Raw genomic sequence first — 20,036 nt, forward strand, 5'->3', positions numbered from 1 at the left:
AACTAATGTACATGTAATCGATTTGTGTTATTGATAAAATTAACTTTAGTTGGCTATTTCACTTGCTGTTTAAATGCAATTGAGAACGTCATCGCTAGTGGACTTAGAAGCCACAGTTTTAGACGCTCATTATCGATATAAAAACCATAACAATAACCAGATCGCACGAGTTGAATATCCATTCTTTGATGCGACTCATTTAGATACTCATAGTTAATTAGTAAAGACGAGCCATGTATATGAATATAAAGAAAAAGCTTTATTCGTTGGGGATGTTCTCCATCGTCGGTATGATTTCACTGCTGTTTACTACATCACAATTTGCAGACACCACCGCTCAAATGAGCGAAGCCAAACAACTCACAAAAGAACTTGAAGTACGACTGCTCAACCTTCGCCGTAACGAGAAAGATTTCTTACTGCGTAGCGATATGAAATACCTCGACAAGTTTGACGTAAACTACAACAAATTCTTAGCGTCTGAATCCGAACTAGATACAGTGCTCAGTGATTTAGGTTTAGCCAACAGCACACACCTACGTGAAGACATCGAAACTTACCACACCAGCTTTGTTAACTTAGTTAAAGCGAGCGAAGTCTATGGGCTAGCACGTGACAAAGGCCTGCTAGGCGAGTTTCACGTTTTACTCGATAACATCAGCGCGACAGCCAGTGCTGAACAAAAAATCGAACTTTACCTGTTCAATGACTTAATTGAAAAGGGTGAGTTCGATCCGAGTGTTCTTTCTATTACTTCTAACGCTGGAAGCTCAAGTGCTTTGATAGATGCTGCGCGTCAAGTGGTTGAACAGAAGCGAGTGATCGGTTTAAAACATAACGAAGGCCTGCTAGGTGAAGCCCGCTCTGGTTCACACGCTATCGAAAGTCAGTTTAAAGAATTCTCGGCGGTGCTGGACCAACAAACGCAGCAAGAGATGGACAAACTATCGCTGATCAACAACATCCTTTGCGTCACGTTGCTTGTGTCGATCATTCTGTTCAGCTGGTTAATTGTCCGTTCTATCATCGGTAAAATTGAGTCGCTGCTATCAGTGATTCGTAACATTGTTGACTCTAACGATGTGTCTATCCGTTCAACCGAAAATGGCAAAGATGAACTTGGTACACTAGGCCAATACTTCAACCAATTGCTTGATCAACTTGAAGGCCTTATCGCTGCCTCTCAATCTAAGTCACTGCAACTGACTCAAAGCACTTCTAACATGCATGATGAGCTTGAATCGGTGATTAAACAGTTCGAAGTTCAAGCAAACCACACCTCGACAATGACAACGTCAGTACAAGAGATGGTACTTACCATTGGCGAGATCTCTGAAAGCACATCGGTTGCTGCAGAAGGTGTTCATCAAGCGAAAGTGAATGCTGACAAGGGCCGCGAAGTGGTTGTCGCGACCATCGACAATATTACTCAGTTGTCTGAACGCCTTTCAAGCAGCCAAGATTCGATTAGCTCACTGAACCATCATGTTGATCAAATTGGCGATGCAGTAAACATCATCCAAGGCATTGCAGAACAAACCAACCTATTGGCATTGAACGCGGCGATTGAAGCGGCACGTGCGGGTGAACAAGGTCGTGGCTTCGCGGTGGTTGCAGATGAAGTACGAGCGCTGGCAAGCAGAACGCACCAATCAACCACTGAAATTACCAGTGTAGTCACGGCAATTCAGAGCCAAATGAATGCTTCGATGACCGAAATTGGTGAGTGCAATCAACAAGGTCAATTAACACTAAAAGATTCAGAAGAGCTTGATGCAAGCCTACAGCTGATCTTAAGTGACATGGAAAGCATTCAAGGCAACTCTGAACGTATTGCTTCTGCAATTGAAGAGCAGGGCGCAGTAATGGCGCAAGTAAGCGACTCAATCACTGAGCTGAACACTATCTCGAATGATAATAACGCTTCGGCGCAGCACTGTTTAGTCGAAGTGGATAAAGTCGCAGAGCAAGCAAACGATATGGACCAAGCGGTCGCGCAGTTTAAGACATCTTAGAATCAACCTAGTTGCATTAAAGAAGTGCAGCCAAACAACTCAAGCGAAAGGCGCGGATTATCTGCGCTTTTTTGTACCTAATGGATAGGCAAGTTCATGAACAGATAGAAATAAGAATAAGGCATTCCAAAATAGACTTAAGTATCTGTGATATATAAGTAAAATAATGACAGACTATCGAATGAACGAACGTACTGGCGCGTTTCTGACAAACGGTTAAATCTATAGGAAGAGGGATAACATGCACTACGACGTATTCAACGGAGACGCAGACGGCATCATCGCTTTGCTGCAACTGCGCCTAAATGAGCCAAAAGAAACTGTACTGATCACTGGTGTAAAGCGTGATATCAAGTTGGTTTCTCAAGTGGTCTCTAAATTGGCGGAGCAGGGCGATCAAGCGGATGTTGCGTCTGTTACGGTCCTAGATGTATCGATGGAGAAGAACCTTCCGGCTTTACACTCGTTACTTGAGGCCAACGTTGAAGTGTTCTATTGCGACCACCATCGCACAGGCGATATACCTCAGTCTAAGCATCTTGAAACTTTAGTTAATACGGCACCTGAATGTTGCACCAGTTTGTTGATAAATCAGAAGTTAAAGGGTGAGTATGTTGCGTGGGCCATTGCTGCTGCCTTTGGTGATAATTTAAAAGCGGTAGCTTCACAATTAGCGTTAGAAAATGGCTTTGACCGATCCCAAACTGATTTTTTGGAAGAACTGGGTACTCTCATTAATTACAACGGCTACGGCTCGTCACTGAGTGACTTGCACTTCACGCCAATCAAGCTTTACCAAGCTCTCTATCAATATCCGAATCCGTTTTCTCTCCTAGATGACAAAGGTTCAGTTTTCTATCGTCTTCGTACAGCTTATCAAAGTGACAACCAACACCTATCAAACCTTGTTCCTGTTTATGAGAGTGAAGTCGCGCGTGTGTTTGAATTGCCAAGTGAGACTTGGGCAAGGCGTATTAGTGGTGTCTTTGGCAATGAAATCGTTAATCAAGACCCAGGCCGAGCGCAAGCAGTGTTAACTAAAAACCAAGATGGTGAATCTTATACTGTGAGCTTGAGAGCGCCGTTATCAAATAGAACGGGTGCAGACGAAATTTGCTCTAGTTTTGAAACGGGGGGTGGAAGAAAAGCAGCAGCTGGCATCAATCAACTCACTGAAGAAAATAAGATGAATTTTATTTCATCAATTGAGAGTTATTATTCACAGCTGGGCAATTGTATCGATAGTTAACTCTCGATCTGAAAACTGAAAATACAATAATTGTCACCTACATTTTTGGTTGTTCGTGTACACATCTAGCATATGTATAGCTAATAAATCTAATCAATTTTAGTGATATCACTCGCAATGATAAATCTCTGTTAGGTCAGTAAATATAAGGGTTTCTAGACCTTTTGCTCTTATTTTTAGCCGAGCGTGTCCACTTAACTATTTTCACACATTCATCTTAATTACTTATGTGAATTAAGATTCCATATTCATTTGTGCTGTCAATAATTTAGCTCGATAAATCAATATTTTAGCATTTCAATTTGAATGAAAAGTCAAAATCATATTGATTCTTATATTCAATCCGTGACTTAAAATCACAAGTTAAATCAAAGGTCATCTTTTCTTATAAATTCCATTACTTGTCTATAAATATTCATGGCTAAAATGAATTGATTCGGTTGTGATGGGCACAGCTGTTGAGTAAGGAAATGGAATTGATGTTGAAACGGGCAGTGTCGATGTGAATGAAATGGGCAACTACACGTTTGTATATAGTGTTACTGACAGTGCACATCAAACTATCACTGCTGAACGTAAAGTGTCTGTGACTGATGGTTCTAACTGTGCAGCAGCATGGGATGCTGACACCGTTTATGTTGAAGGTGACCAAGTGTCACACGACGGCGCAACGTGGGGTGCGGGTTGGTATACTCGTGGCGAAGAGCCGGGCACTACAGGTGAATGGGGCGTTTGGAGAAAGGTTTCAGACAGTTCATGTGGTGGCAACCCAGACCCAGGCGGCGATCTAGAGCTAAATGTATCTGGCCTTCAGCCTGAATACGTTCTAGATAATGGCAATGTACATTTAGAGTTCACACTAACGTCAAATGAAGCGCTTGATGTAACTGCAATGGTAATCAATAACGCAGGCACTGTTGTTGAACAGACAAAAGTGAATCTAACTGATAATCGTACCGTTACCATGGATTTGTACGACGTAGCAGAAGGTCAGTATAAACTTGAAGTGGTTGGCACTGCGACTGACGGCGAAATGGTGATGGTAGACAACTCGTTCTTGGTAAAAGAAGAGGGCGGTACAACACCACCTCCAGGTGATTACCCTCCGTATGAAGCCGGAACGAATTATGAAGCGGGCGATATTGTAGTAGGCAGCGATAATGGCTTATACGAATGTAAGCCTTGGCCATACACAGCATGGTGCGCAAGCGCATCTTACGCTCCAGCAGACAGTCAATATTGGCAAGATGCTTGGACAAAGCTTTAGTCTTGTAGCTCAACGCTAGCAATATAAAGTAGACGATCAAAGAGAGGCCATTGTGCCTCTCATTTTTTGTTTAATGCTTTTCACTGAGAACTTCAAAACCTTACCTAATCTTAAACTCGGCTCTGCATATTGCTCTAGATCAAAATAAGAGTGATTATCAATTGTATTACTTGTTAGTAAGTTGCACTATGCGCTCATTGAATTTTCTATATTATTAATATTTGCAAAATGAATCTTGCTCAAGTCGACCTCAATCTACTCGTTATTCTTAAACACCTTCTTGAAGAGAAGCACGTTTCCAACACGGCATTGGCACTGGATATGAGCCAACCTACGGTGAGCCGATCACTTCAAAAACTGCGTACCGTTTTCAATGATGACCTATTGGTGCGAGCGGCTTACGGCTATGAGCTAACACCAAAAGCAGAAGCCATTAAGCAAGACCTCAATTCTGTCCTTACACGCTTAGAAAAGTTGGTTCATGGCGATGTGTTCGAACCACAAACGAGTGACAGTACTGTTCGTTTCTTCGGTTTGGTTCCTCAGGTTTCGCATTTATTGCCAAAGGTAGTGGCGGAGATCCGCAAGCAAGCGCCAAACATGGTCGTTGATATCGATTCTATTCCGAAACGACATTTCGAACCTTTGTTGTCGGGGGATGCACATTTTGTATTGTCGACCCATGAGCCTTTAAGTTCAGAGCAAAACTTGTATCGAATGTTCGTGATAAGCCGTGATTACCGTTTATTGATGAGCAAAGACCATCCGTTGGCAGATAAAGAGATCACAGTTGATGACTTGTTGAATAGTCAACTTGGTCAAATCTCACTGCAAGGGGATAAGAAGCTCTCGATCGAAAGTCGATTTAAAGATCTTGGCTTAATTGATAAGCAACGCCAGTTGTCCATTCCAATTCAGCTTTCCAATTTTAACGTTGCACCGGATATGGCTGAAGCAACCGACATCATTTTCCATTTACCGACACCTTTTGCTCAACAAGCCGCTAAGCAAAGAGATCTTGTTTGTAAACGTGTGCCTAAAGCGTTGCGCCACCCATCAGAAGATGTCTACTTATACTGGCATAAGCGCTTTCATAATGACCCTATGTGTCGCTGGGTTCGCAATATATTTAAAGAGCTCTATACATAACTTCCATCCAGAAGGTGAATGGAAGTTATAGATACTTATCGAATTGAATATGGATCTCTTTTGTTATTTGAATGGTGAATAGCGAGAATCGATTTTTGGTATGAAACTTTCGTTGATAAGCATGGTAACTGGTTGTTTAATGTAAACCATTATCATTACCAATCACATATAAGAATAAATATCATGTCTGAGAGATCTCTTTTGATTCGCAAACCCCTTTCGATCGCATTCGCTGTTATTTGTACCTCGTTTTCAGCTAACGTGTTAGCGCAGGAAGAAGCGCAAGCAACAGATGAGCAAATGGTAGTTACGGCAACTCGTACCGAAATGGCACTAAAACAAGCGCCAGCTTCAATGTCGGTTATCACTGCACAAGACATTGAAGACAGCCCAGGTATTACCTTGGCTGACATCGTTGCTGAATCAACCAGTGTTGAGTCTGATTTCGATAGCACACGTGCTGGTCGTCAGATGATCTCTATTCGTGGTATGGATTCTGATTACACGCTTATCATGGTAAACGGCCGTCGTCTCAGCTCGGCAAGTGCTATCATCCGAGGTAATGACTTCGACCTTTCTACTATCCCTGCTGATTCCATCGAACGTGTTGAGATTATCCGTGGCCCAATGTCTGCACTTTATGGTTCAGATGGTATGGGCGGTACAATCAACATCATCACTAAGGCTCCAGAAAACGATTGGAGCTCTACATTGAGTATGGACACTTCATTGCCACTTGATGGTGATGGTGGCGAAGAGTACTCAATGGGCTTCACAACGTCTGGTGCATTGATTGAAGATGAGTTGTTCGCTCGACTTTCTGTTAATCAAACAAGCCGTAATGCATGGCAACCATATTCTGGTACACACAGTTCTGGCTACGACCGTTCAGACGTAACAGCTCTAGAAGAACGCGACACGCTAAGCATGCTTGCAAGCCTGACATGGCACATGACAGATAACCAAACCATCGATTTTGATTTTGGTTACAGCGATGACGAACGTGAATCAGCGGCAGAAAGTGCAAAATCGGTTATTGAGTCAGACACTCGTGTAGTGCGTCACAGCCAAGCAATTACACACAGTGGTTTCTGGAGCTGGGGTGATACTCAAGTTCGTTATTCGCGCGAGAACGTGACTGATAACGATGCAGCCGATCTAGGCAATAACTTCAGCAGCGATATCGAAGAGCTCACTCAAATTGTTGAAGCATCTGCTACCACTTACCTTGGTGACAGCCACACGCTGACATTTGGAATGGACTACCAGTTAAGTGAACTAACTAACAAAGAAAACCTATCGAGCGGAATGTCGGAAGCATATCAAGGCGCATTGTTTGTGCAAGACCAATGGGTCATGACAGACAGCCTAACCGCAACGATCGGTGGTCGTTTGGATAAACACGAACTGTACGGCGAAGAATTCAGCCCACGTGTGTACTTGGTTCACCAAACAACGAACGACCTAATCATTAAAGGTGGTGTAGGCAAGGCATTCAAGGCCCCAACATTGACTCAAAACCAATCTGACTACACAGTTTCAAGCTGTAAGGGTGGTTGTGCGTTGGTGGGTAATGAAGATCTAAATCCAGAGACAAGCATTAACTACGAACTTGCGACGGTATACACACAACCACGTTGGAATGTAGAAGCGGCGTTATTCCGCAATGAGATTAATGACCTTATCGAAAGAACACAAGGTTACTGCCCGCAAGGTGGTGATTGGAACGAAAGTGCTCTTCAATGTGAAAACCCTGACGGTACACCAACGGGAGATTTAGGCGCGAAGACGTACCAAAACGTGTCTGAAGCTATCATTCAAGGTGTTGAGCTTGGCGGTATGTACCAAATCTCTGACGAGTGGGCCGTTTCTGGTAACTACACTTACCTAGATACAGAAGACAAGTCGACAGGTGAAGAGCTACTTGAGCGTTACAAGCATTCAGGCTTTGTGAAGCTTAACTGGAACCCAACTTACGATCTAAGCACTTTCGTGAGTGTACGTTACCGTGGCGAGCGCCAGATTGACAGCGACCTAACGCAAGACGCTTACACAACATTGAACATCGGTACGGTTTACAATGTGAATGACTCAGTACGACTACGTGCAGGTATCTCAAACCTAACGGACGAGTCAGTATCAGATGGGTTAGAGTACATTGGTTATGTTGAAGAGCCACGTACCTACTACATAGGTATGACCGCTGACTTCTAATCAATCTGTGTTTGATTCGGTAGGTAGATACATATAAAACAAAGAACCCACATGACTTAACGTCGTGTGGGTTCTTTTGATTTGGGCGCTCGTAATTGAGTGCACATAGGTATCGAAGAGTGTTAGATTTTTACACAAGTGACAAGAGCATTGCCGGACTGAGTATCCCAAGGAATCAGCTTGTCGTAATCGTGCTCGAAGATATTAACCTCAAAGTATGGCTTCAATATCTCGATTAACTCCTTAAACGAGAATGCCACCATCGGGTGTTCATCATTCCAAACTTGAGTTTCACCTGCAGTCGTTTTTTCGATACTAAGCATTAGCGCTTGCTTATCACCCTCACCAGAGTAATACCAACCCGATCGGAAGGTAAAATCATCTTGTTCTTGGTTTGTGGTGTGTCGAACAAACAGATCATTGCTGATCTTATCTTTATCGACAACGTTAAAGCAGAAAACACCGCCTTGTTTTAGCGCTTTGTGAACGCTAGCAATGCACTCTTTTAACTTCTCGATGCCATCGTTGTAGTGGATCGAATACAAGAAACAAGTAATAAGGTCGAACGGCTCAGAGACTTCAAAATTACTCATGTTCTGCACAGAAAAGCTAGCTTCAGGGCAGCGTAGTTGAGCGATATCTAACATGGGTTGGTTTAAGTCAAGCCCGTTACTTTGATAACCATAATCAATAAAGTGACGAACGTGTGGTCCAGTACCACAACCGAGGTCTAGGTGAGTTTTTCCTTCATTTCCAAAAATCTGATGTAGCCTACGAACGCAGTGACTTTGCGCTTGGTAGTCAATATCAACACACATTAAATCATAGTAACCCGATAGGTCGGTATAGAGCGCGTTGGCGGACATGTTTGCCTGCAGCATTTGCTGAAAAAATTGGGGTGGCGCATCATATACCGAAATGTGGAATTCGCAATAAAATATTTAACATGCTCATGCACTTTAATTCCAACTTTGTTACTAACTAAACACTGATGATTCACTGTTAGGAGTATGGAAAAATATCATCAAAGCGAGATAGCTTCAGCCGTTACGAACACGCTTCGATACAAACCGATTCATTATTTATTGAAACTTGGTTTTTGCCGTTTGCTTTTGCTCTATAAAGTGCGTCATCGGTGACTTTAATGAGAGTATTGACTGAGTTCGAGGAATGACAAATACATCGACTGGTCATTCCAATACTGACACTGGACCTAAACGGACGGCGATTAGCACCAATAAAAATATGTTGATTAAATGAATGACAAATACGTTCACCAATGATTTGGGTATACGCAGGCTTCGCATTAGGAATGAACACAATAAACTCTTCACCACCCCAGCGTCCCACTACGCCATGGAGCAATTCAACGTGAGTTTTTATAGTGTCAGCTAAGTGCTTAATGACAGTTTCACCAACGGTGTGACCAAACTGATCGTTTATCAACTTAAAGTCATCAATGTCAATCAACATACAAGACATTTCGATTCTCTGATTCATTGGCTTCTTTATCCAATCATAAATCGCCCGACGATTGAGTGCCTGCGTTAAGTCGTCATGCATAGCACGATGCAGTAATTCTTTTTCCAACAATACTTTATCTGTCACTTCTTCAAGAATGACTTGAATGGCGTCTTCACCTTCCCAGTTAATCACGTTGTCATAGAGATTGAAGTATTTGTAGGAGTCATCAAAGCAACGGTTGGTAACCACGGAACTGAAGTTGGGTGTGTTGCCATTGAGAATGCTCTCGTAACGTCTGATTGCAATTGGTCGCTCTGCTTCAGGAATGATTGAAATGATTGAATCCATCGCAAGCACTTGCTCAATAGATTTGGCACCTTGTTGTTCAACCCAAGCTTGGTTAACCATCAAAGGTTTGAAGTTTCTATGAATCAAAATGCCTTGCTTCGATGTACTGAGTAGCTTTCTATACATACGATCGGTTTCGTGGCGTTGACGTTGCGCTTCTACCACAGAGGTGATGTCAATGATGTTCACTTTAAGAGCGGGCTTGTTATTCAATTCAACAATGTGCGATAAGCAAAATATGGAGATATTACGGCCATGAGCGGGAATGTCTGTGTACAATTTTCCTTTCTTAAGCTTGCCTTTTATTGCTTCTAGATAGCGTTGCTTGGCTAGATTTTGGTAACTATCAGGTACCAAGGCATATACAAAATCAATATTGCGTAATAACTCACCACGGTTTTTATAAACAAAGATTTGAGCGATCTCGTTGTCGACATCAACAACTCGATGATCTTGAAGTGTCATACACCCTTGTGCTGAGTCGAAGTTTTGACAGGCCAAAGTGGTGGTTAAATCTAGTTGAATACTCATATCTACCGGATTACTTATTCGTTAACTGAAATAGGTTTTTCTCACTCGATGTAGCGACCCCAAGGTCTTTGCGGAGCTCTTTTATGACGAGACTAGATTGGAAAATTATGGTATCTAGGTAAACTAAGTGTGACATTTAAAATTTTATGATAAATCAGTAATTTTACTGGTTTTAACCCAGTTCTTGAAAAGGAAACAATTCAGGAAAGTAGATCAGTAATTAAAGCTAAATAAGCGAGCTAAACAAGGAAAGTTAAGACAATGGAATCAGCACCAAACGCAAAGGACTCTGTGGAAATCGGTACTTCAATAATCATCAAGCTTGATGACTTATCGGGTGGGGAAGTAATAGGCTTACTAGAAGAGCATCTCGCTGATATGTACGCAACATCACCACCCGAAAGTGTTCATGCTCTGGATCTGGATGGGCTCAAGTCGCCAGAGATTACCTTTTTTAGTGCTTGGAAAGACAGTCAATTGCTTGGGTGTGTTGCGATTAAAGAGTTAAATACCCAACACGCTGAACTCAAATCGATGAGAACCTCACAGTTTGCTCGAAAGTCAGGTGTTGCTAGCCAACTTTTACAACATGTATTGGATACCGCAGCCATTCGCAAGTATCAGACAATCAGTTTAGAGACAGGTTCAGAAGACTACTTTAAGGCAGCGCGTAACCTGTATGAAAAGTTTGGCTTTGGATACTGTGAACCATTTGCAGATTATATATTGGATCCGCACAGCCAGTTTATGAGTATCGAATTGTGTTAGAAGTGACTACATCGCAAAGAGAGATTCCCTATCACGCTCAATGGTATGGACTCCCCACCTCAACTGACAGCGTCAGCTAAAGTTACAGGTGCGAACCAAAACAGGAGCCCATACCATGAATAAATTTAACACAATCTCGATTGATTTAGCCAAATCCGTCTTTCAAGTCGCGGTATTTAACCGCCATGGCAAGCGTAAGTTGAACCAAGCTATGTCTAAAAAGAAAATGCTAACGGTCATCAGCCAACACCCTGGCGCGACCATTTGCATAGAGGCCTGTGCAGCATCTCATTATTGGGGACGAACGTTTCAAAGCCGTGGTCATACCGTCAAAATGATACCTCCCCAAAAAGTGAAGCCGTATCGCAGTGGTAATAAGAACGATGCTAATGATGCTATCGCGATTTACGAAGCTTCCTTACGCTCCGATATTCATGCTGTACCTGTAAAAACACCGGAGCAGCAAGATATCGCAATGCTGCTGAGTTTAAGACAAAGCTATATAAAACAACGCACGGCAGTAAGTCTACGTATCCGTGGCTATGCAGCGGAATGTGGCATTACCTTCCCACAAGGAGCCAATAAACTGCGAGAACTGCTCCCTTTCGTTATCGAAGATATGGAGAATGAATTAACACCGACAACTCGATTCGTTCTCCGAGAATTACATGCTCAGCTACTAAATCTTGATGAGCCTATCGAGAGAGTTGAATCGCAACTTATAGACTTTGCAAAGCAAATACCCGCTTGCCAGTTATTAATCACTTTACGAGGTGTACGTTGGGTGATTGCAAGTGCCATTTTTTCCCGTCTAGGTGACGCTTCGGCCTATAGAAATGGTCGAGGAGCTAGTGCGAGCTTAGGTTTAGTTCCGGCTCATACTGGCAGTGGTGGTAAGAACAAAAACCACGGAATAAGTAAATCAGGTGATAAAACCTTACGCTCTCTTGTCGTTCATGGAGCAAGAGCGGTGGTAGCGAATATCCGAGATAAAGAAGATCGCTTAAGTTGCTGGATACGAAACTTATTAGAAAGAAAGTCGTTTAACCAAGTGGTTGTCGCCCTTGCGAACAAAACGATCAGAATGGCTTGTGCCATGCTGAAAAGCAATCAATCTTATAATGAGACGTTAATCGCTTAACAGTTGATTTTATAAGGTTAAGGGAGACATCAATCCCCCCATGTAAGCAAGTAAATTATGGTAAAGAGTAAGCATAGCAAGCAAAAGAAACTCTGAGAGGGACGAAGGTGATAATACACCACACGCTCGATAAGAACTTTTGCTGAGTGGATTAAGCCATAGAGGTTCGGGGTAGCTCCCCATAAAGAAACCGAATATACGTGCACTTGCGTACCTTTACTCGTTTCCTTGCAATACTAGGGGAGTCCATATACGTACCTCGCTTTAGGGAATGACGATTATCCGGTCAATGACTAAAACGTTAGCGATTTTCTAGCTCTGCGAAAATAGCTTCAGCATCCACAATACTTCCTGAGATAGAAAGTGTGTTGAACGGAACCAAATCCTCAGGGCTAGAAGGCTTTTTAACTAACAGCTCTGGGTAGACTTTCGATTCGCCCATCAACATTGCCTTAAGCTCTTTGACGGATAGGTCAGGGTAGCGAGACCAAACTAATGCCGCGACGCCGGACACGACAGGTGCAGCCATACTTGTGCCACTTTTCGAACCGTAGGTGTTTCCCGGAGTGGTTGATAAAATGCGGTACCCAGGTGCAAACACATCAACTGATTTCTGGCCGAAGTTACTAAAGCTCGCCACTAACGTTTCGTCGGCATATTTTGCTGATGCACCCACATCTAACCATGTTGAAATAGGCTTTGAACGGTAGTGCTTCGCGTAGCGGTTTGGAAAGCTTGGTTTGATGTCGTTATCGTTACGGCTGTTCCCCGCAGAGTGAACGATCAAAACGCCTTTACGAGCCGCGTAACGGAATGCGTGGTCGACGATGTATTTACGTGGCGAGTAGCTTTTACCAAAGCTCATGTTAATGATCTTCGCGCCATTATCGACGGCGTAACGCACTGCATTGGCAATGTCCTTGTCCCGCTCATCGCCATTTGGCACCATACGTACCGCCATGATTTGAGCATGATCTGCCACACCATCAATACCCACTGAGTTGTTACGCTCTGCAGCGATGATTCCAGCAACGTGTGTACCGTGCGAACCAACAGGGCCTTTTACATCGTTGTTGCCGTAGCCTTTTTCCCAAGGGTTCGAGATGTCATCCCAAACAATATCGCCACGCGTGTCGAGCTCTAAGTTAAGATGGAAATTCAGAGAGTCTTGGTAACGGCTACGACGTGATTCCAGATATTCAAATGAATACCATGAATCAAACACACTCAAAAGCCCTTCAGCTGCAGTAACGACGCTAGCATTCTCACTATCTAACAGTGTTTTCAGACCGTTAGTAGAAAAGTCTTTTTGATCGACGAACTGAAGAATCTGTTCTTTGAACTCATTGGCTTGGTCAGTTGCTGTCGTTACACGATTCAACGCATCTTGGTCATCTTTTAAAGACGACAAGTAATCAGATTCAACACCTTGATAATACTTACGTTTCTTACGCGGAATCCAATGTCCGTTCTCTTTTAACTCAAGGTACTTTTTGTATTCTCTAGTGACTTCTAGTGTGTCTTGGTCAACGTTAATGCCTAACGAGTTACCCAAAAAGTTCCAGCCGTGGACATCGTCAATGTAACCATTGCCATCATCGTCAATCCCGTTGTCTGGGATCTCGTCTTCATTGGTCCAAAGTTTGTTTTTGAGATCTTCGTGTTCAACGTCGACACCTGAATCAAGAACGGCAACGATGACTGGTTGTGGTTGAAGAGGGGGCATCAAGTAGTCATATACCACATCAGAACCCACACCCTGAATTCTTGTGTAGCTTGCCGTTAAGTTAAACCAATCACCGCGCTGTTCATCAGCGTTGCTCATCATTCTCATTGAGAAAAATGAAGGTAGAATAGTTTCTCGCGAGTAATCCTCAACAATTGTCCCTTTTACATCTTGGATGAAAGGTGAGTTGGCAGGTTGTGGCTCTGGGCTACTCTCATTAAGAGCCGAGGCAGATACTTGAGCCGAAGCCATAATAGCTAAAGAAAGCGTGGTAAGTCTGTGTCCGTGATTCATCTGTGTTGCATCCTTATCATTGTGAGACTGAATAGTTGTGCGACTAGAACTGACTCCTTAGCGAAGCTTTATGAAAGCACGCAGTCAGTTCTGTGAGAGGGAAATGCCCGCTCAAAAGCAATCAAAAGATAATATGCAATCAGACTTGTATCATTCGTTTGATCAATGAAATGGTAGGAAGGTCTCACTGTGATCGATTTTAAAGTCTCAAAGTTTGAGCTAAATTCTATTAATAAAACCAATATTTATAAAATTAAGAATTGGGATTAAAGGTGTTTAGAATCAATTGATTAGTATGTTAATTGCAGGGGGTGGTTTTGGCTCTCACTCAGCTATTGAAGTGCTTTTGAAAGAGCCAAGATCAAGGAGCTTAGTCGTCGTGAGAGCTAAATTCAAAGTTTCCGTTGACGGCAAAATGGTCTGAAAGGTGCCAACTTCCCCAAGTGTCAGAGCTCAACCTTTGATGAAGCTTGACCGTATTAGTATTACTTGTTGCTCGTCTATGCACTCTGCTAACAAAAACGTAATCCAGATACTCTACATCAGCGCCACCTGAATACTTATAAGCGGCATACGGGTTAATCGTCGGGTCAAAGGTTGCATTGGTGTAGCCTCTGAATTCTGGAGGATCAACATCCAACGTAGCTAGCATTAGAAGGTATTCCACGAAGTCGCTATTTTTATCGATATTGAAGTCTCCAGCATAGATAACCGCTTCGTTGGAAGGTATGCCTTTAGTCAGCATAAAGGTTCGCATCAGCCCTAGCTGTAAGCGTCTTAGTCTTTTGGCCGCAGGCGTATTGAATGATGCTAGGTGCGTGTTGAATATATGGTATATCTGACCATCTTTGTCGATTTTTGTGTAGACGACGCCTTTATCTGCGTAACAATCAGTCCCGGAGCAGTGTTCAAAAACTATACTGTCGGTTTCAATAATTGGATAGCGACTAAAAGTGACCACGCCTCCGTCGTACATCGCACTAGTGCCACCTCCTACTACCTCTGTTCTAAATGCATATTCCTCTGCTAGAGCGTTGAATAGGATCTCTCGGTCTGAAGAAAAAGCTTCTTGAAGTGTGAGTACGTCATATCCGGAGAGAGTGTGGTCCAAGACACTTGCACGACTTGTAATGTTTGATGATACGCCGGGGAGCATCCATAGGTTATATGACCCAACGTTCAAGGTATTTGGGTCTTGATCAAAATCATTGATCGTATGTTCTGAGACTACAAATTCAACGTCGTCGAAACCTGACGTGTATATAGCCTTAACACCGAACTCAGAGTGATATCCATCTTGGTTATAACGATGAAGAATATATGGGTTGTAGTCGGTCATCATCCCTTGATCTTTATACCCATAAGACAGCGTTGTACCTGAACTATGACCAACCAACTTAAGTTGAGCAACGGGTTCTTGCGGTTTGACTTCCCATGTTCCCTCATCAGTCAATCGTGATATTGTCAGAAAGTAATCATATGTAGCGCCATTCACAATCCCATAATATCGATTAAAATCAGCCACTTTAGCTTTTTGATAGGGCCAAATTACTAAGTCATTTCCTGTTAACCTGTATTGGTAACCATTACTAACAGGCGCACTGGAGTCTACTGAAAAGTTTATCAATATGGGTTTGTCAGTGCGGTTTATATAGTAAAGTGATGTTGCGAGTGCTTGGCTGGCTATTGCCCAAATTATCAGTGTTGAACACAGCTTTTTAATCATGTTTCTTCCTTTGATTACATTCCTAAAATCGAAAACAGAAAGTAGCCCTGGTGTGCATTCAGTTGCAAATTAAAGATTTTGGTTTTGTGCTGTGTAACGCGCATGTGATCATATTGTAAATTTTATGAAAAATTACTCTGTTTTATAGTAACTTATGATTATTCTAACCGATTCGAAGTACATTCTATGACGACTTATTTTGCTGGTTTCTCCCTTGGGCTTTCGCTAATCCTTGCGATTGGTTCTCAAAATGCGTTTGTTTTAAAGCAAGGTCTAAAGAATCAACACGTATTGGCAGTTTGCGCTGTATGTGCAATTTCTGATGTCTTACTCATTAGTTTTGGTGTAACAGGCTTCGGCGCAATCGTTAAGCAATTCCCACAAATTGAGCAGTTCGCCCGTTATGGTGGGGCTATCTTTTTGGGTGTCTATTCATTCTTAAGCTTCCGTTCAGCATTCACTGAAAATCACGCCTTAGAAGCCACTGCTGAAACCAAAGACTCATTAACTAAAGCGATGGCGATGTGTTTGGCGTTCACTTGGCTTAATCCGCATGTGTATTTGGATACTGTGGTATTGCTGGGTTCTATCTCAACTCAATATCAACCTAATCAAATGTTGTTTGGTGCTGGTGCCGTATCGGCGTCGTTTGTGTTCTTCTTTTCACTTGGATATGGCGCACGCTTCTTGGCTCCAATGTTTAAGAACCCGAGAGCGTGGAAGGTGTTGGAATTTGTCGTTGGCGTGATCATGGCGTCTATTGCATTATCTTTGATCGTCTAGCTGCGCGTAATTAGGCATTCAAACATATGGTCTAAAGCTCCTACCTAGAGTTACTAATTAAAGTTCCTATCTAAAGTGACTGTCTTTAGTTATCTCCGCATTTAATTATTTCCAAAAAAATAGAATTATTTTTCGTCTTTCGGTTTTGGCGTTCGTCTTAGGGGTACAAATACAAATTAATGACCTAATTCGGAGTAAACCATGATTAAACTTGTTAGCTTTAAAAACTGCCCATTCGTTCAACGTGTAATGGGTGCTTTGGTAATGAAAAATGTCCCATTTGAAATTGAATACATTGAGCTAAACAATAAACCTCAATGGTTCCTAGATATTTCGCCAAACGGACAAGTGCCAGTATTGATTACAGAAAATGACACGGTTCTTTTTGAGTCAGATGCAATTGTCGAATACCTGGACGATAAATACGCGCCGATAGAAGAGGTGTCTGCCGAGCAAAAAGCATTAGATCGTGCTTGGTCTTATCAGGCGAGTAAACATTACATGCCACAATGCGGCACAATGGGAAGTAAAGACAAAGAGACTTTTGAAACACGTTTAGCGAACCTTCAAAAAGCCTTCCTAAAAGCCGAAAACAAGTTAGGCAATACAGAATTCTTTAAAGGGGATTATATATCTAATGTCGACATTGCTTGGCTACCACTGTTGCACCGCGCGTCAGTAATTAATGAGTGGTCAGGCTTTGATATGCTCGAAGGATTCCCTAAAGTGCAAGCGTGGCAGGCCGCTTTGATTAAGTCGGGCTTAACGGAGAAAACGGTACCTCAAGACTTTGTGGAGAAGTTTAGTGGTTTCTATTTAACGAATACTTATTTGGCAAGCCTTGCTGAAGCTCATTAATATTATATTCATTATTTTAAATATAATTTAACAGGATCTCATTCTGAATGGTTAGAAAGGATAAAATAAAGCTCACTCTATTAATCAATAGTGTGAGCTTTTTGTTTTCTAGGAAGGGGAGAGTTAAGTAATAGCTAGAATATATAAGCCACTCTATATGACTGAATATGTGATTAAATTACTGATTTAAAAGAACTTTTTAATGATAGGTGCAATGTGGATATTGTAACTCTTAGTTGTTTTTTGCTTTTGCTCTATTTTGTCTCATAAATAAGACTGTATAAGATTCGCTAATTATTCGCTTGGTGAATGAAAGTTGTCGTGATAATTTCCCAATCACTTCGTAAATGAACAGTGTTTTATTGTTTGTTAGGAGTCGCTTGAATAATTTATTTAAACAGTATCGCAACCGTTGGAATAGTGTCGGAAACCTATTAATAGTTGATGAACGGTGCTGTGGGACAAACTAAAAAGGGTATTTTCATGCTTAAATCAACATTTCTATTGAGTCTAGTTGGCTTGGTTTCACTTCCTACATTTGCTGCTGGTGTTGAGGGTGGTCCATACATTGGCGCAGGCCTTGGTGTGTATCAAGACTCAGATACTGATGGCGGAGGCAATTTAGATGCTGAAAGCATGGGGTACAGCCTTTATGGTGGTTACCAATTTAACCGCATCGTTGGTATCGAACTTGGTTACACGGATTACGCCGATTACGAAAAATTTGGTACTAAACTCCTTTCACCAACGTCTTTGTCTGTTGCAGCAAATGTGGGCTACACGTTTGACAACTCAATCCGTCCATTTGTATTGGCAGGCTTAAGCTACGTTGATCTAAATTCAAGCAACGGTGCTTTCTATGGCGACGATTCAGGTGCAGGTTTCCGCTTCGGCGTTGGTGTGGAATACACCCCAGTAGAAAACTTAACACTTCGCCTGATTTCTCAAGCGGATGCAGTAAACATTGAAAACTACGCATACATCAATGGGAACAAAATACGTCTAAGCAGTCGAGACGTGGCATTTAGCACAGTAACACTGGGTGCTTCTTACAATTTCTAAGGCGTGTTGAGCCCCGAAACTGCGTATCGTTGATACGAAAGCCGCTCTGATTATGAGCGGCTTTTTTGTAGCTATAACTTATGAGACGTTCAAGCGTAAAATTAGTTGGTTTTCACAAGCTTATAAAAGGGAATTATGTCGACTATTTTGGTAGATTAAAGGCATTACATACTTCTAGTGAGCAGCAATGAAGATTCTTCACACGTCCGATTGGCACCTTGGCCAAAACTTCTACAATAAAAGCCGTAAGAATGAACATGAACGGTTTTTACAATGGTTACTTGAGCAAGTTACAGAGCACGACATCGACGCGATCATTGTTGCTGGCGATATTTTCGATACCAGTACACCGCCGAGTTACGCTCGTGAGATGTATAACAAGTTTGTGGTCGATTCGAGCAAGATCGGCTGCCAATTGGTGTTGTTAGGTGGAAATCACGATTCGGTGTCTGTGCTTAAAGAGACACAACAGCTGCTCAAATACATGGGCGCCGATGTGATTCCTAATACCAATGAAGATCATGCGACTCAGGTTGTCGAACTAAAAGGCAAGAACGGCGATGTAGAAGCGCTGGTTTGTGCCATTCCCTTTATTCGCCCTCGCGATGTGTTGACCAGCCAGGCGGGTGTGACAGGCGTTGAGCGTCAGAAGCAACTCGGAGATGCTATCAAACAGCATTATCAAAGTGTCTATGACGCCGCTGTTGCAAAACGTGCGACGTTTGATAACAGCGAGCACATGCCGATTATCGCTACCGGTCATTTAACGGCGATGGGTGTCCAACAATCGGATTCGGTACGCGATATCTATGTTGGCAACCTTGATGGTTTTGCCGCTGATGGCTTCCCAGACGCAGATTATATTGCACTTGGTCACATCCATCGCCCACAAGTGGTGGCAAAGCGTGAATACATTCGTTACTGCGGCTCACCTATACCATTAAGCTTTGATGAACTTAAATCTCAAAAGCAGGTATGTGTGGTTGAGTTTGTTGAGGGCGAGCGCACCATTTCTCAATTGCCAGTTCCAACGTTCCAACCCCTAGCTGAAATCAAAGGCGACTTGAGCGAGATCGAATCTCAGCTGAACCAATACATAGGTTTAGATAGCGAACAAAGCGTGTGGTTATCGATAGAAGTGCAAGCGCAAGATTACTTATCGGATCTTCAAGAACGTATGCGCACACTAACCGAAGGATTGAACGTTGAAGTGCTGCAACTGCGCCGAGCAAGAGAACGCCGTAACCAAGCTTTAGAGCAAGAGTCAGCAGAAACGCTGTCAGAATTGAGCCCGATGGACGTGTTTACGAAACGTATTGCCTTAGAAGAATTTGAAACCGATTCTGAAAAAGCGCGTTTAGAGCGCATGACGGTGAAGTTTAAACAAGTGATGGTTGAAGTGTCTGAGAGCGCTCAAGCGCCAAACAAAGTAGAAGAGTAA

14 protein-coding genes and 1 pseudogene are annotated in these 20,036 nt (G+C 42.6%); 11 read left to right on the forward strand and 4 right to left on the reverse strand.

The features are described from left to right. Positions 1 to 290: 290 nt before the first annotated feature. From BCU34_RS05635 to BCU34_RS05655, 5 genes and pseudogenes are all read left to right on the forward strand, one after another. Positions 291 to 2,015 carry a methyl-accepting chemotaxis protein gene (locus BCU34_RS05635; RefSeq protein ID WP_102478851.1) on the forward strand — a complete coding sequence of 575 codons (1,725 nt, stop codon included), beginning with the start codon at positions 291 to 293 and terminating at the stop codon, positions 2,013 to 2,015. A 241-nt stretch (positions 2,016 to 2,256) separates the two neighbouring features. Continuing rightward, entirely contained in the window at positions 2,257 to 3,264 is a 1,008-nt protein-coding gene (locus tag BCU34_RS05640) for an acetyltransferase (RefSeq protein ID WP_102478850.1), read from the forward strand. Positions 3,265 to 3,751: 487 nt separating this feature from the next. Then, a pseudogene (locus BCU34_RS05645) lies at positions 3,752 to 4,531 on the forward strand (carbohydrate-binding protein); the annotation flags it as partial. Positions 4,532 to 4,759: 228 nt separating this feature from the next. After that, on the forward strand, positions 4,760 to 5,680 hold the full coding sequence (locus BCU34_RS05650; RefSeq protein WP_048664919.1) for a LysR family transcriptional regulator: 921 nt from the start codon (positions 4,760 to 4,762) through the stop codon (positions 5,678 to 5,680). Between the two features lie 183 nt (positions 5,681 to 5,863). Next, positions 5,864 to 7,894, forward strand: a complete 2,031-nt coding sequence (locus tag BCU34_RS05655; protein WP_108145220.1) for a TonB-dependent receptor domain-containing protein — start codon at positions 5,864 to 5,866, stop codon at positions 7,892 to 7,894. Positions 7,895 to 8,016: 122 nt separating this feature from the next. On the opposite strand, the gene BCU34_RS05660 is transcribed toward BCU34_RS05655, so the two are convergent. Beyond that, positions 8,017 to 8,760: a class I SAM-dependent DNA methyltransferase gene (locus BCU34_RS05660; RefSeq protein ID WP_048664921.1), complete on the reverse strand. Its 744-nt coding sequence runs from the start codon at positions 8,758 to 8,760 to the stop codon at positions 8,017 to 8,019. Between the two features lie 181 nt (positions 8,761 to 8,941). Further along, positions 8,942 to 10,237, reverse strand: a complete 1,296-nt coding sequence (locus BCU34_RS05665) for a sensor domain-containing diguanylate cyclase (protein ID WP_108145222.1) — start codon at positions 10,235 to 10,237, stop codon at positions 8,942 to 8,944. Positions 10,238 to 10,498: 261 nt separating this feature from the next. On the opposite strand from BCU34_RS05665, the gene BCU34_RS05670 reads away from it, so the two are divergent. Both BCU34_RS05670 and BCU34_RS05675 read left to right on the forward strand, forming a co-directional pair. After that, a complete protein-coding gene (locus tag BCU34_RS05670; RefSeq protein WP_102433450.1) occupies positions 10,499 to 11,005 on the forward strand; it encodes a GNAT family N-acetyltransferase in 507 nt (168 codons plus the stop codon). Positions 11,006 to 11,120: 115 nt separating this feature from the next. Next, positions 11,121 to 12,146: an IS110 family transposase gene (locus BCU34_RS05675; RefSeq protein WP_102479589.1), complete on the forward strand. Its 1,026-nt coding sequence runs from the start codon at positions 11,121 to 11,123 to the stop codon at positions 12,144 to 12,146. A gap of 301 nt (positions 12,147 to 12,447) precedes the next feature. Here BCU34_RS05675 and BCU34_RS05680 read toward each other — a convergent pair whose 3' ends face one another. Together BCU34_RS05680 and BCU34_RS05685 are read right to left on the reverse strand one after the other, a co-directional pair. Next, on the reverse strand, positions 12,448 to 14,166 hold the full coding sequence (locus BCU34_RS05680) for a S8 family peptidase (protein ID WP_102480544.1): 1,719 nt from the start codon (positions 14,164 to 14,166) through the stop codon (positions 12,448 to 12,450). Between the two features lie 370 nt (positions 14,167 to 14,536). Continuing rightward, positions 14,537 to 15,892, reverse strand: a complete 1,356-nt coding sequence (locus tag BCU34_RS05685; protein WP_102479693.1) for a sphingomyelin phosphodiesterase — start codon at positions 15,890 to 15,892, stop codon at positions 14,537 to 14,539. A 186-nt stretch (positions 15,893 to 16,078) separates the two neighbouring features. Between BCU34_RS05685 and BCU34_RS05690 the strand changes: the two genes are divergently transcribed. The 4 genes from BCU34_RS05690 (at position 16,079) to sbcD (ending at position 20,036) form a co-directional block, all read left to right on the forward strand. Further along, complete coding sequence (locus BCU34_RS05690; protein WP_102479694.1) at positions 16,079 to 16,675, forward strand: LysE/ArgO family amino acid transporter; 597 nt, start codon at positions 16,079 to 16,081, stop codon at positions 16,673 to 16,675. 201 nt (positions 16,676 to 16,876) lie between these two features. Beyond that, positions 16,877 to 17,533, forward strand: a complete 657-nt coding sequence (locus BCU34_RS05695) for a glutathione S-transferase family protein (RefSeq protein WP_102479695.1) — start codon at positions 16,877 to 16,879, stop codon at positions 17,531 to 17,533. A gap of 483 nt (positions 17,534 to 18,016) precedes the next feature. Further along, positions 18,017 to 18,595 carry a porin family protein gene (locus BCU34_RS05700; protein WP_102479318.1) on the forward strand — a complete coding sequence of 193 codons (579 nt, stop codon included), beginning with the start codon at positions 18,017 to 18,019 and terminating at the stop codon, positions 18,593 to 18,595. A gap of 187 nt (positions 18,596 to 18,782) precedes the next feature. Continuing rightward, positions 18,783 to 20,036: an exonuclease subunit SbcD gene (gene sbcD, locus BCU34_RS05705; RefSeq protein ID WP_102479309.1), complete on the forward strand. Its 1,254-nt coding sequence runs from the start codon at positions 18,783 to 18,785 to the stop codon at positions 20,034 to 20,036.

The organism is Vibrio sp. 10N.286.45.E10 (assembly GCF_002874195.2).
GTDB lineage: Bacteria > Pseudomonadota > Gammaproteobacteria > Enterobacterales > Vibrionaceae > Vibrio > Vibrio crassostreae.